The organism is Azospirillum sp. UENF 111221, from assembly GCF_058780625.1.
Window position 1 is genome coordinate 310,099 of the sequence record NZ_JBSNCH010000001.1, and the last position, 13,340, is coordinate 323,438.

Consider the following 13,340-nt stretch of genomic DNA (forward strand, 5'->3'; position numbering starts at 1 on the left):
CCTGACGTACCGACGCTCACTCCGGCACCACAGATGCGAGGGACGCCGATGGATGGGTTTGTGCAGGGATAAGTTCGACTGTTCAGTCTTTGCGGATTGACGCGGCGATCAGCTTGTCGCGCAACGGATTGTTTTGCCCGGCGCCTCATTCATTGGCTGTCGGCAAGAACAACACTGCATGATCGACGCCACCATTCGTTGAGTATTTTAAAATCAGCTGACACGACTTGAGACCGCACCAGGCACACCCCCGCCGATGACGCCGGGAGCTCGTGCCGAGGCAATGAAGCCCCAGCAGGCCGCCGGCCTGGGTGGGGCTTTTTTTGTGCGCTCTCCTGTCCGTGCCGAAGAACTGCCCAAAACAGGCAAACGAGGAGGAAACGCGTCATGACCTTCACACGGCGTAATTTTCTGAAATCGACGGCCGTCGCCGGGGTAGCCGGATCGGTCGGCTTCCCGCACATCTGGATCAAGGACAGCGGCGCCGCCTGGGCGGCGAACGGCGAGATCAAGGTCGGCGTCCTCTTCTCGCTGACCGGCACCACCGCGGTCGTCGAGAAGTCGATGCACAACGCCACCATGATGGCCATCGACGAGATCAACGCCGCCGGCGGCATCAACGGGATGAAGCTGACCGCAATCGTCGAGGATCCGGCCTCCGACCCCGCCACCTTCGCCGACAAGTCCAACAAGCTGGTGCTGAACGACAAATGCGTCAGCGTCTTCGGCTCCTACACCTCCGCCTCGCGCAAGGCGGTGCTGCCGGTCTTCGAGAAGCGCAAGAACCTCTACTGGTATCCGACGCTTTACGAAGGCCGCGAGTGCTCGAAGAACGTCATGTACACCGGTGCGGTGCCCAACCAGCAGCAGAAGGACTTCATTCCCTGGCTGGTCAAGACGTTCGGCAAGAAATTCTACCTGATCGGCTCCAACTACATCTATCCCAAGGAAGAGAACAACGTCTGCAAGATCCTGCTGAAGGAGCTGGGCGGCGAGGTGGTCGGCGAGGAATACGTGCCGCTCGGCCATTCTGAATTCGGCTCGGTGCTGAACAAATTCCGCGAGACCAAGCCGGACGTGATCTTCTCCACCGTGGTCGGCGACAGCGTGATCGCGCTGCACAAGCAGTACAAGGCGGCGGGGTTCAGCCCGGACAGGATGCCGATGGCGAGCCTGACCACGTCGGAGGTGGAGATCGCGGCGATGGGCGGCGAGTATGCCGCCGGCCACTTCACCTCCGCCCCCTATTTCATGGGCCACCAGTCCAAGGAGAACGAGGTCTTCGTCGAGAATTACCGCAAGCGCTTCGGCAAGGACTCGGTGACGCACTTCGTGTCTGAGGCGGCCTATTTCCAGATGCACCTGTTCCGCAAGGCGGTGGAGAAGATCGGCAAGGGCGACATCAGCCCCATCGCCGTCCGCGACGCCACCGCCGGGCTGGAGATCATGGCGCCGCAGGGCAAGGTGAAGGTCGATGGCGACAACCTGCATTGCTACCTGTGGCCGAAGATCGGCCAGGCCCAGGCCGACGGCCAGTTCAAGGTCATCCAGCAATCGTCGGACTGGGTGAAGCCGGAACCCTACTGGGCCTATCCGGGCCAGAGCTGCACCAAGGACGGCCTGAAGGGTGCGTGAGCAATGAACGGCCAGGGGAGGGCGTCGCCCGACGCTCTCCCCGTCGGAGGGGCTTATGGATATTTTCTTCGGTCAACTCTTCACCGGGCTCAGCATCGCGTCGATCCTGCTGCTGGTGGCGCTCGGGCTTGCGATCATCTACGGCGCGATGGGGGTGATCAACCTCGCCCATGGCGAGTTCGTCATGCTGGGCGCCTACGGCACCTGGTTCCTCCAGTCGCAGTTCGGCCTGCCGCTGATCCCCTGCCTGCTGCTGGTGTTCTTCATGGTGGCGGCGGCCGGCTGGGTGGTCGAGAGCACGGTGGTCCGCTTCCTCTACCACCGGCCGCTCGACACCATCCTGGCGACCTGGGGCATCGGCATCATGCTGCAACAGGCGGTGCGCCTGTCCGCCGGGGCCGAGCTGCGCTATGTCCAGACGCCGGAGTTCCTGTCCGGCAGCATCGACATTGCCGGGGTCGGCATCCCCAGCTACCGCCTGTTCATCCTGGCACTGACCGCCGCCCTGCTGGCGCTGACCTGGTTCGTCATCCAGCGCACCGAGTTCGGCATGAAGCTGCGCGCCGTCACCCAGAACCGCGAGATGGCCAGCTGCTACGGCATCAACAGCGCCAGGATCTACAGCCTGACCTTCGCCTTCGGTTCCGGCCTCGCCGGGCTGGCCGGGGCGCTGGTGGCGCCGATCAAGAGCGTGGCGCCGGACATGGGCACCAACTTCGTGGTCGATGCCTTCATGGTGGTGGTGGTCGGCGGGGTGGGCAGCCTGATCGGCACGGTGGTCAGTTCCGGCCTGCTCGGCAGCGGCACCGCCGGCATCGCCTTCCTGCTGAACGACACGCTGGCAAAGGCGCTGGTCTTCCTGGCGGTGGTGGTGCTGGTCCGCTTCCGTCCGCAGGGCCTGTTCGTCGACCAGCGGCGCCGGTGAGGGGGGCCGAAGGCGATGACCATCCTCCCGTTCCCCGACGACCTCCCCCACGACCGGCCCGCCACCCTCGGTCAATCAACTCCCAGCCAGCCAAATCTCCGCCAACCCGATCTTCAAAGCCGGGCCGGTTCCCCGGTCGGTCCCGTCGTCCGGAGCCCGCTCATGTCGAAATCGACCCTGTCGCGCAGCAAGCCCTACGCCCAGCTCGCCGCCTATCTGCTGTTCTGCGCCGTCATCCTGGCGGTTCCCAGTTTCGTCACCGACGCCTTCCTCCTGAACAAGTTCGCCCGCTATCTGGCGCTCGGCCTGGCCGCCGCCGCGCTGGCCTTGAGCTGGGGCTATGCCGGCATCCTCAACCTGGGGCAGGGGGTCAGCTTCGGCATCGGCGCCTATGCCATCGCCATGCATCTGAAGCTGAAGACCAGCCCGGTCCACACCGGGTCGGCCGGGCTGCCGGACTTCATGGTGTGGAACAACCTCGACCACCTGCCCTGGTTCTGGCAGCCCTTCCATTCCAGCCTGTTCGCGGTGGCGGCCGGCATCCTGGCGCCGGTGGTGGTGGCGCTGCTGCTGGGCTCCTTCATGTTCCGGGCGCGGATCGCCGGGGTCTATGTCGCCATCATCACGCTCGCCATGCTGGCGGTGGTCAATCTGCTGTTCATCGACCAGCAGGCCTACACCGGCGGCTTCAACGGCATCACCGATCTGGCGTGGCTGGAGGCCGGCAGCGTCACCTTCGATCCCTACAGCCCGGCCTTCTACTATCTGTCCGCCGGGGCGCTGTCGCTGTGCCTGCTGCTCGGCCTCGCCTTCACCCGCAGCAAGGCCGGGCTGATCCTCCAGGCGATCCGCAACGACGCCGACCGGGTGCGCTTCTTCGGCTACGACGTCGCCGCCTACCAGTCGCTCGCCTTCGCGGTGTCGGCCGGCATGGCCGGGCTGGCGGGCATGCTCTACGCCATGGTGCTGGAATTCGCCTCGCCCACCTTCATGGGGGTGCCGCTCAGCCTGTCGATGGTGATCTGGGCGGCGGTCGGCGGGCGCGGCTCGCTCTTGGGGGCCGCCATCGGCGCCATTCTGGTCAACTTCATGCAGGGCAGCCTGTCCGAGAGTTTCCTCGACACCTGGCAGCTGATCCTCGGCGGCATGTTCATCCTGGTCGTGGTCTTCCTGCCCAACGGCCTGTCGAGCCTGATCGGCATCCTGGCCGACCGCCTGACCCGCCCAGCGCGGCAGACGCCGGACACCGCCCTTGCCGCCCTTTCCGAGGCGCCGCGTGCCGGCCGCACGCCGAGTTGAAGGAGACGATCCTCATGGCCTATCTCGAACTCCACGGGCTGGAAGTCAGCTTCGACGGCTTCAAGGCGGTCAACGGCCTGGATCTGGCGGTCGAGCGCGGCGAGCTGCGCTGCCTGCTGGGCGCCAACGGGGCCGGCAAGTCCACCACGCTGGACCTGATCTGCGGCCGGACCCAGCCGACCGGCGGGCGCATCCTGCTCGACGGGCAGGACATCACCAGTGCGCCGGAATACCGGCGCGCCCGCCATGGGGTGGGCCGCAAGTTCCAGGTGCCCAGCGTGTTCAGGGAACTGACGGTGCGCGAAAATCTGGAGGTCGCGCACTCCCGGCATCCCGGCCCGGCGCGGACGATCCGCCTGTTCCCCGGCATCCGCCTCGACCGGCGCATCGCCGAGGTGCTGGAGATCGTCGAGCTGGCCGACGAGTTGGACACCCGGGCCGCCTTCCTGTCGCACGGCCAGACGCAATGGCTGGAGATCGCCATGCTGCTGGTCCAGGACAGCGCCCTGATCCTGATGGACGAGCCGACCGCCGGCATGACCATCCAGGAGACCGGCAAGACCTCGCGCATCTTCCAGCGGCTGCGCGGCCGGCACACGCTGATCGTGGTCGAGCACGACATGGGCTTCGTGCGCGAGATCGCCGAGACCATCACCGTGCTGCACCAGGGCAAGCGCCTGTCCGAAGGATCGATCCGGCAGGTGGAGGAGGATCCCAAGGTGCGCGAGGCCTATCTTGGAAGCGGGGGCATCTCCCATGCTTGACATGACCGACGTCTATTCCTTCTACGGCAGCAGCCCGGTGTTGCAGAATGTCAGCTTCGCGGTGCCCAGGGGCAGCCTGCTCAGCGTGCTGGGCCGCAACGGGGTGGGGAAGACCACGCTGATGCGGACCGTCATGGGGCTGACCGACCGGGTCACCGGCCGGATCGGGCTGGGCGGCAGCGACATCCGGGGTGAGCCGACCCACCGCCGCGCCGGTCTCGGCATCGGCTATGTCCCGCAGGGGCGCGGCATCGTCGGCAAATTCACCATCCGCGAGAACATCCTGATGGGCAGCTTCGCCCGACCGGACGGCAAGCGCGAGATCCCGCCGCTGGTGTTCGAGATGTTCCCCTATCTGCGCGACAACCTGAACCGGAAGGGCGGCGACCTGTCCGGCGGCCAGCAGCAGCTGGCGATCGCGCGGTCGCTGGCGGCGAAGCCGCAGATCCTGCTGCTGGACGAGCCGACCGAGGGCATCCAGCCCAACATCGTCGAGCAGATCCAAAACGTCATCATGACCCTGAACCGCCAGCACGGCATCACCGTCGTGCTGGTCGAACAGAATGTGAGGTTCGCGCGGCAGGCCTCCGACCTCTTCCTGATGCTCGACAAGGGGCGGGTCGCCGCCCACGGGCCGACGGAAAGCCTGACCGACGATCTGGTGCACCGGCACATGGCGGTCTAGGCCGCAGTTCCGGTCCCACTCCCGCCACCCCCGAAACACGGGTTCGCCGTCCAGCCTCGCGCCGGGACGGGACGCCCCTTCCTTATCGATCCACAGACCAGAAAGGGAATGCACCATGTTGCACGGCGATATTTCCAGCAGCAAGGACACCGTCGGCGTCGCGGTCGTGAACTACAAGATGCCGCGCCTGCACACCAAGGCCGAAGTTCTCGACAATGCCCGCAAGATCGCGGAGATGGTCCAGGGCATGAAGGTCGGCCTGCCCGGCATGGATTCTGGTGATCTTCCCGGAATATTCGACCCACGGGATCATGTACGATTCCAAGGAGATGTACGAAACGGCCTCGGCCATCCCCGGCGACGAGACCCAGATCTTCGCCGACGCCTGCCGCAAGGCGAAGGTCTGGGGCGTTTTCTCCCTGACCGGCGAGCGGCATGAGGAGCATCCGCACAAGGCGCCCTACAACACGCTGATCCTGATGAACGACAAGGGCGAGATCGTCCAGAAATACCGCAAGATCATGCCGTGGGTTCCCATCGAAGGCTGGTATCCCGGCAACTGCACCTTCGTCACCGACGGGCCAAAGGGGCTGAAGATCAGCCTGATCATCTGCGACGACGGCAACTATCCGGAGATTCGGCGCGACTGCGCCATGAAGGGTGCGGAGCTGATCGTCCGCTGCCAGGGCTACATGTATCCGGCCAAGGAGCAGCAGGTCATCATGTCCAAGGCGATGGCCTGGGCCAACAACACCTATGTCGCGGTGGCGAACGCCGCCGGCTTCGACGGGGTCTATTCCTACTTCGGCCATTCCGCCATCATCGGCTTCGACGGCCGGACGCTGGGCGAGTGCGGCACCGAGGAGAACGGCATCCAGTACGCCCAGCTCTCCACCTCGCTGATCCGCGACGCGCGCAAGAACATGCAGTCGCAGAACCACCTCTTCAAGCTGGTCCACCGCGGCTACACCGGCAAGATCAACTCCGGCGAGGATTCCAAGGGCGAGGCGGCCTGCGCCTACAGCTTCTACCATGACTGGATCAACGATCCGGAAGGCACCCGCGCGCGGGTCGAGGCGATGACCCGCGGCACCGTCGGCACCGAGGAATGCCCAATCGACGGCATCCCCAACCTGGAAACCGCCCTGCATCGTTGAGGGGTCGGGCTGGGTCGCGGCGGGTGTCGGGAGACGCCCGCCGCCTCTCTCCGAAGCGGGACCAATCATGAGGAGACGTGCCGATGGCGCTGGATGCACACCGGATTCCGGAGGAGCCCTATTACCGGCCGGTCGCCGGGGAGGTGGCACTGTTCGAGGCCGCCTATGCGGCGCGCATGCCGATGATGCTGAAGGGCCCCACCGGCTGCGGCAAGACCCGCTTCATCGAGCATATGGCATGGCGGCTCGGCCGGCCGCTGGTGACGGTGGCCTGCCACGAGGACATGACCGCGTCGGATTCTGGTCGGGCGCTTCCTGCTCGATCCCGGCGGCACGGTCTGGCACGACGGGCCGCTGACCCAGGCGGTACGCCATGGCGCCATCTGCTATCTCGACGAGATCGTCGAGGCCCGCCAGGACACCACCGTCGTCATCCACCCGCTGACCGACGCCCGCCGGATCCTGCCGCTGGAGAAGCGCAACGAGCTGGTCCAGGCCCATCCGGACTTCCAACTGGTGATCTCCTACAACCCCGGCTACCAGAGCGTCCTGAAGGATCTGAAGGAATTGACCAAGCAGCGCTTCGCCGCCATCGAGTTCGGCTACCCCGACGCCACGGTGGAGGCGGAGATCGTCGCCCATGAATCGGGTGTCGCCGCCGGTACCGCGGAGCTGCTGGTCCGCATCGCCGCAAGCTCGCGCAACCTGAAGGGCCATGGGCTTCAGGAAGGGGTGTCCACCCGCATGTTGATCCATGCCGGCCGGCTGGTCGCGCAGGGGATCGCGCTGGAGACCGCCTGCCGGATCGCGCTGGTGCTGCCGATCACCGACGACGCCGACGTGCGGGACGCCTTCTCCGCCGCCGTGTCGGCGGCGATTGCCTGAGACGTCCCTCGTTGGAGAGAGAGACCAAGACCGGAGACCAGATGCCCGACGACCAGTCGCGTCAATTTCCCGCGGACCAGTTTCCCGCCGACACCGCCTTTTCCTCCGTTGAGCGCCGGCTGGTCGCCTATCTGGTCGCGCTGTGGCGGTTGCGGGTGCCGATCCGCCATGCCAAGCCGGATGCCGCCGGCAACCCGCCGCGGCGGGTCAGCCTGTCGGACGGGCTGATCTGGATGCCCGGCACCTTCCGCGGCGTCGATGGCCACCGCTCCGGCGCGTTGTTTCGCGCCGCCCTGGTCCATGCCGGGGCGCATCTGCGCTTCACCGGCCCGCGCTTTCCCGCCGCCGGGCTGAAGCCGTTGCAGCTGGCGCTCGTCTCGCTGATCGAGGATGCCCGCGTCGAGCAGCTGGCGATGCGCGAGCATCCCGGACTGCTGCGGGTCTGGCGGCCCTTCCACGTCGCCGAGCCGGACGGCGCCGGCACGGCCCCCGCCCTGATGGCGCGGCTGGCCCGCGCGCTGATCGACCCTGACTACCGCGACGACGACGCCTGGGTCGCCAAGGGCAGGCGGCTGTTCTTCGCGGCGGAGTCCGACTGGCACAGCCCGGCGCTCAGCCGCCGGATCGGCGGGCTGCTCGGCAACGATCTCGGCCAGATGCGGGTGCAGTTCAATTCCAAGGATCATGTCGTCGAGCCGGCCTACCGCGACGACAACATCGGCCTGTGGGACCATGGCGAGGCGCCGCCCACCCCGCCCAGCGACGCCGAGACGGTGTTCGAGGCCTTCCGCACCGAGCAGGAGGAGCGCGACCGCGGCCGCCCCGACGATCAGGTCGGGGAGGGCGCCACCCCGGCGCGGCTGTCCGCCGCCGATGTCCCCGCCCGCGCGGTGGGGGAGGAGGAGATCACCGCCCCGCCGGTACGTTACCCGGAATGGGACTACCGCGTCGGCATCGACCGTCCCGACTGGGTGGTGCTGAACGAACGGCGGAGCGAACCCGGCGACCCCGCCGCCATCGCCCGCATCGTCGAACGCCATCAGGCGACCGCCGACCGGCTGACCGCGCTGGTCCGCTCGGCCAAGGTCAGCCGTCCGGTGCGGCTGCGCCGCCAGCCGGAGGGCGACCGCATGGATCTGGACGCCTGCATCGACGCGATGGTCAGCCACCGCCGCGGCGAGGCTCCCGATCCGCGGGTGCATGAGGTGCTGGTCCGCCGCAACCGCGACCTGTCGGTCCTGCTGCTGCTCGACGTGTCCGCCTCGACCGGCGATCCGGTTGCCGGGGGCGGGCGCAGCGTGCTGTCGGTGGAGCGGGAGGCCGCGACCCTGTTCGCCCAGGCGCTGGACGGGCTGGGCGATCCCTTCGCCATCCATGCCTTCCGCTCCAACGGGCGGCAGGACGTCAGCTATTACCGGATCAAGGCGTTCCACCAGCCCTACGACGACGCGGCCAGGGGGCGGCTGGCCGGATTGAAGGCCGGTCTGTCCACCCGGCTCGGCACCGCGCTGCGCCATGCCGGGCGGCTGCTGGAACGGCAGGCGACCCATCGCCGCCTGCTGCTGGTGGTGACCGACGGCGAGCCGTCGGACATCGACGTCGCCGACCGCCGCTATCTGCTGGACGACGCCCGTCGCGCCGTGCTGGGGCTGGCGGCGCGGGGGATCGACTGCTTCGTGATCGGGCTCGACCCCCAGGGCCGCGACTACCTGACCCGGATGTTCGGGGCCCGCAACGTCATGGTGATCGACCGCGCCGACAAGCTGCCGGAGGTGCTGCCGACCTTCTATCTGCGCCTGTCGACGTGATGGGTTCGGCCGGGCCGGCGGAACCGGGCCGAACGGCGTGACGGCGGATGTCGTCATTGCCGAGACGCCACAGAATTTTCGCGCATCGCGGCGATGGGCAGCGTAGACTCCGCCGGATCGGAGGATGCCCCTCCCTGTCCCCTCAAGGAAGTCCGTAAGACCCATGCCACCCTCCAGGCCCCGCGTACCAGTGCCGCGACCGAACTTCAGCAAGTCCCGCTCCAACACCGGCGCATCGACCGGGGTCCGGCCGGCGCCCGCCCGTGTGAACGGATCGGCGCTGCAAAAACAGACCCAGTGGCTCGCCCGCGCCACCGATGCCGAACGCACGGGCGACAGTGTGGAAGCGGAGCTTTGCCGGCAGTATGCCGAGCATTGGTTTCGCGTCTCACGCGGCCAGGATTGAAAGCAGCCTGTCGCCAAGGCGAGCGAATTGACGTTTCCACCAGGCAGAGGCGGTCGCCGCCGTCTTCCCCGCAGCGTGAGCCGACCTTGTCCGGGACAGTCCCACCGTCTATAAACGGGCATGCCTCAGCGGAAGACTGCTCCAGCCCCACCCGGTTCCGAACGCCGAGCCGTTGCCGGACGACTGCCGGCTGAGAGCCGGACGCGCAGGCAGGGCAGAGGGTCAGCGACCGCATGAGCACCCATTTGCCGGACCTCGAGGCGTGCGATTGGAGCGCAACCCCGCTCGGACCGCGTGAGAGCTGGAGTCCCGCCCTCGAGGCGATCTTCACCATGATGCTCGGATCCCCCTTCGCCATGTGCGCGACCTGGGGACCGGAACAGACGCTGCTCTACAACGCCGCCTATGTTCCCTTCCTGGGCAAGCGCCACCCGGCGGCGCTGGGGCAGCCGATTGCCGTCGTCTGGTCCGAGGTGTGGGACACGATCGGCCCGCTCATCGCGCGTGTGCTGGAGGGCCAGTCGGTCAGCGTCACCGACATGCACCTCGTGATGACCCGCAACGGCAGCGAGGAGGACACATGGTGGACCTTCGCCTACAGCCCGCTGCGCGATCGCGGACGGGTCGTCGGCATGCTCGACATCGCGACGGAAACGACGGCAGGGGTCATGGCGGCCAGGCAGCGCGACGCCGTCGAGGCGGAACTGCGGGCGCGCAACGTGGCGCTGGAGCAGGAGGTGGCCGCCCGCACCGAAGCCGGCAACCGGTTCTCCACCCTCATTCAGCATCTTCCGGTCGCGGTGTGCCTGTTCGACGCCGATGGGCGGGCGCTGCTGTCCAGCCCGCTCTATCGCGAACTCCTGCCCGATCAACCCATCCCCTCCAGAATGACGAAGCAGGAGGAGGCCGACCGCTGGCGCAGCTTCGACGCCAACGGGGAGCGCCTTCCGCCCAGCCGTTATCCCGCCGCACGCTCCCTGCGCGGCGAATTGGTCTCTCCCGGCATCGAATTCCTCCACCGAAAGACGGATGGAACCGAGCGCTGGTTCGCCGTCAGCAGCGTGCCGCTGACGGACGGCGCCGGACAGGTCACCGGCGCCATCGCGATGCTGGAAGACATCGACCATCGCAAGCGCGCCCTGGAGACCGCCCGCACCGATGCCGAACGGGTCCAGCTGGCCCTGTCGGCCGGCGCGATCATCGGCACCTGGTTCTGGGACATCGCGACCGACCGCTTCACCATCGACGAGGCGTTCGCCAAGGCCTTCGGGGTCGATCCGGCGCTCGGGCGCGAGGGCATCAGCCTGGCGCAGATGGTCGAGACCGTGCATCCGGACGACCGGGCCGGTCTGGCCAAGGCGGTCGGCGAAGCGGTTGCGCGGGGTGGCCGCTATGCCCACCAGTACCGCGTCCGCCGGCATGACGGACGCTATTACTGGATCGAGGCCAACGGGCGCGTCGATCACGGCGCCGACGGGACGCCGCTGGGCTTTCCCGGCGTGCTCATCGATGTCGAGGAGCGGCGCACGATCATAGCGGAGCGCGACCGGGCGATTGCGGAGCTGCGCGCCCTCAACGACACCCTGGAACAGCGCGTCGCCGAGCGCACGGCCGAGCTGATGCAGGCCGAGGAGACGCTGCGGCAATCGCAGAAGATGGAGGCGGTCGGCCAGCTGACCGGCGGCATGGCGCACGACTTCAACAATCTGCTCCAGGCGATGTCGGGCTGCCTTCAACTGGTCGGGCGGCGCGCCGGCCATGTCGCCGGGGTACAGAAGGTCCTTGAGTCCGGCCATCAGGCGGTGGACCGCGGCGCCAGCATGATCCGGCAGCTGATGGCCTTCTCGCGCCGCCAGAACCTCGAACCCGAAGCCTTCGACGTCCGCGACCGCCTGCTGGGGATGCGCAGTTTCCTCGACCGGGCGCTGCGCGCGGACATCCGGCTGGAGTTCGATCTGGAAGCCGGCTTGTGGCCGGCGATGGCCGACCCGGTGCAGTTCGAACTGGCGATCCTGAACCTCGCCACCAACGCCCGCGATGCCATCGCCGGAGCCGGCCATCTGCTGATCGGTGCCGGCAACGTCGAGCAGTGCGGCGAGCATGGCCTGTACGGCTCCTTCCTGCGGATCTGGGTGCGGGACAGCGGCCATGGCATGGCGCCGGCAACGCTGGAGCGGATCTTCGAACCCTTCTTCACCACCAAGGCGGTGGGCCAGGGCACCGGGCTGGGGCTGGCGCAGGTCTACGGCTTCTGCCGGCAATCCGGCGGGATCGCGACCGTCGACAGCGCGGAGGGGCAGGGCACCGTCGTGACGCTGCTGCTGCCGCGTGCCGAGACGATGCCCGCGGTGGCGGTCGATGCCCAGCGGCCCGTGGTCGATGGCGGCGGCGCCAGCGTGCTGCTGGTCGAAGACGACCCGGTGGTGGCGCTGGTGATCGTCGCGGCGCTGGAGGAAATGGGGTATCGGGTCAGCCGCGCCGCGAACGGGGAAGAGGCGTTGCGCCTGTTGCGGGACGGGGAAAGGCCGGACCTGCTGTTCAGCGACGTGGTGATGCCGGGCGAGATCGACGGCCCGGCCCTGGCGGCGGCGGCGCGGGCCCTGCTGCCCCGGCTGGCGGTGGTTCTGACCACCGGCTACAGCGAGGACCGGGCCGGGTTGAAAGGCTTCCCGGTGCTGTCGAAGCCCTACCGGATCGAGGATCTGGCGCTGACCCTGCGCCAGGAGATCGACCGGAACGCTAAACTTTAGAGCAAGCCGCCTATTTTCAAAAGAACGGCAGGGGGCCGGGAAAGTTGCCGACGGGCACGAGGTGTGTGACCAGCCCCGCGCCCTCCTGCCAGCGGTGAAGCAGGAAGGCCGGCGGCTCGACGTAGGAGGCCGGCTCGGCATCCGGTGCGAGCCGCAACGCGATGGCCGTCGTCGTGCTGGGGGCCGTGACCAGCACCGTCCCGGCAAAGCGGGCCAGCATGAAGCGGTGGACATGCCCGCACAGAAGCCGCTCGACCTGGGGATGGGCGGCCAGCACCGCCGCCAGACCCATGCCGTTCCGGCAATTGTACGCGTCGATGCAGGCGATGCCGCTTTCAAGGGGCGGCTGATGCAGCATGACGAGCGTCGGCCGCTCCGGCTCCTCCGACAGGCGCGCTGCGAGCCAGGCGCAGGCCTCCTCGCTTGCCTCCCCATGATGCTCGCGGGGAACGGTCACATCGAGGCCGAGGATGCGCAGCGGCCCTTTGTCGCCCACAGCGAAGTGGAGAGGCCCCGTTGCCGGCAGGTATGAGTGATCCGCGAAGGCCGTCCGGAACGCGTCCCGGTCATCGTGATTGCCCGGCAGCAGCAGGACCGGCTGGCGAATGGACCGCAGTGCGGCGCGCGCCTGCCCGTACTCGGCCGCGGTGCCGCGGTCGACGATGTCGCCGGTGACGATCACGAGGTCGGGTGCCGGATCGAGCGCGTTCAGCTGACGAACTGCGGCGTCGAACATCGCGTTCGAGTCGACCAGCCCCTGGTACAGCTCGCCCCGCGGGCGGATGTGGGGATCGGACAGATGGGCGATCAGCAAGGCGGCGGTCCCCGGTCGTGGTTTCGGTCAGCCTAGAGGGTCGGGACCGTTTTCAAAAGCCGATGAGCCGGCTTCGCGGTAGGGCCCGTCACGGTTATCCCGCCGGACACAAAGCCAGATTCTTTCCGAATGCATGATGACAACGTTGTCATTGCATCCATGCGGCGCTATGATAACGTTGTCATCGGACGTTCGACGCTTCGTCCTCATCT

12 protein-coding genes are annotated in these 13,340 nt (G+C 67.6%); 10 read left to right on the forward strand and 2 right to left on the reverse strand.

Annotated elements, in window-relative coordinates; genetic code table 11:
- Positions 1-387 precede the first annotated feature (387 nt).
- The 5 genes from ACWPN3_RS01315 to urtE all read left to right on the forward strand — a co-directional run bounded on the left by ACWPN3_RS01315 (position 388) and on the right by urtE (position 5,308).
- The gene (locus ACWPN3_RS01315) at positions 388-1,635 is read left to right on the forward strand and encodes a transporter substrate-binding protein (RefSeq protein WP_492242226.1); all 1,248 of its coding nucleotides are present in this window, start codon (positions 388-390) and stop codon (positions 1,633-1,635) included.
- Positions 1,636-1,690: 55 nt separating this feature from the next.
- Positions 1,691-2,560, forward strand: a complete 870-nt coding sequence (gene urtB, locus ACWPN3_RS01320; protein ID WP_109446928.1) for an urea ABC transporter permease subunit UrtB — start codon at positions 1,691-1,693, stop codon at positions 2,558-2,560.
- 162 nt (positions 2,561-2,722) lie between these two features.
- Complete coding sequence (gene urtC, locus ACWPN3_RS01325; RefSeq protein ID WP_109446930.1) at positions 2,723-3,859, forward strand: urea ABC transporter permease subunit UrtC; 1,137 nt, start codon at positions 2,723-2,725, stop codon at positions 3,857-3,859.
- A gap of 14 nt (positions 3,860-3,873) precedes the next feature.
- The gene (urtD, locus tag ACWPN3_RS01330) at positions 3,874-4,623 is read left to right on the forward strand and encodes an urea ABC transporter ATP-binding protein UrtD (RefSeq protein WP_109446932.1); all 750 of its coding nucleotides are present in this window, start codon (positions 3,874-3,876) and stop codon (positions 4,621-4,623) included.
- Positions 4,616-5,308 (forward strand): urea ABC transporter ATP-binding subunit UrtE, encoded by a 693-nt coding sequence (gene urtE / locus ACWPN3_RS01335; protein ID WP_492261012.1) that lies wholly within the window; start codon positions 4,616-4,618, stop codon positions 5,306-5,308. The genes urtD and urtE overlap by 8 nt, the downstream gene beginning before the upstream one ends.
- Before the next feature lie 82 nt (positions 5,309-5,390).
- On the opposite strand, the gene ACWPN3_RS01340 is transcribed toward urtE, so the two are convergent.
- Complete coding sequence (locus ACWPN3_RS01340) at positions 5,391-5,621, reverse strand: hypothetical protein (RefSeq protein WP_492261013.1); 231 nt, start codon at positions 5,619-5,621, stop codon at positions 5,391-5,393.
- On the opposite strand from ACWPN3_RS01340, the gene ACWPN3_RS01345 reads away from it, so the two are divergent.
- The 5 genes from ACWPN3_RS01345 to ACWPN3_RS01365 all read left to right on the forward strand — a co-directional run bounded on the left by ACWPN3_RS01345 (position 5,620) and on the right by ACWPN3_RS01365 (position 12,314).
- Positions 5,620-6,465, forward strand: a complete 846-nt coding sequence (locus tag ACWPN3_RS01345; protein WP_492261014.1) for an aliphatic amidase — start codon at positions 5,620-5,622, stop codon at positions 6,463-6,465. The two genes, ACWPN3_RS01340 and ACWPN3_RS01345, sit on opposite strands and share 2 nt — an antisense overlap.
- 354 nt (positions 6,466-6,819) lie before the next feature.
- Positions 6,820-7,350, forward strand: coding sequence for a CbbQ/NirQ/NorQ domain-containing protein (locus ACWPN3_RS01350; RefSeq protein ID WP_492261128.1), 531 nt, complete (start codon positions 6,820-6,822; stop codon positions 7,348-7,350).
- A 41-nt stretch (positions 7,351-7,391) separates the two neighbouring features.
- Complete coding sequence (locus ACWPN3_RS01355) at positions 7,392-9,158, forward strand: nitric oxide reductase activation protein NorD (RefSeq protein WP_492242222.1); 1,767 nt, start codon at positions 7,392-7,394, stop codon at positions 9,156-9,158.
- Between the two features lie 163 nt (positions 9,159-9,321).
- A complete protein-coding gene (locus ACWPN3_RS01360) occupies positions 9,322-9,564 on the forward strand; it encodes a DUF4167 domain-containing protein (protein ID WP_098737411.1) in 243 nt (80 codons plus the stop codon).
- Positions 9,565-9,896: 332 nt separating this feature from the next.
- A complete protein-coding gene (locus ACWPN3_RS01365) occupies positions 9,897-12,314 on the forward strand; it encodes a PAS domain S-box protein (protein WP_492242220.1) in 2,418 nt (805 codons plus the stop codon).
- A gap of 16 nt (positions 12,315-12,330) precedes the next feature.
- On the opposite strand, the gene ACWPN3_RS01370 is transcribed toward ACWPN3_RS01365, so the two are convergent.
- Positions 12,331-13,128, reverse strand: coding sequence for a phosphodiesterase (locus tag ACWPN3_RS01370; RefSeq protein ID WP_109446945.1), 798 nt, complete (start codon positions 13,126-13,128; stop codon positions 12,331-12,333).
- Positions 13,129-13,340: the final 212 nt, after the last annotated feature.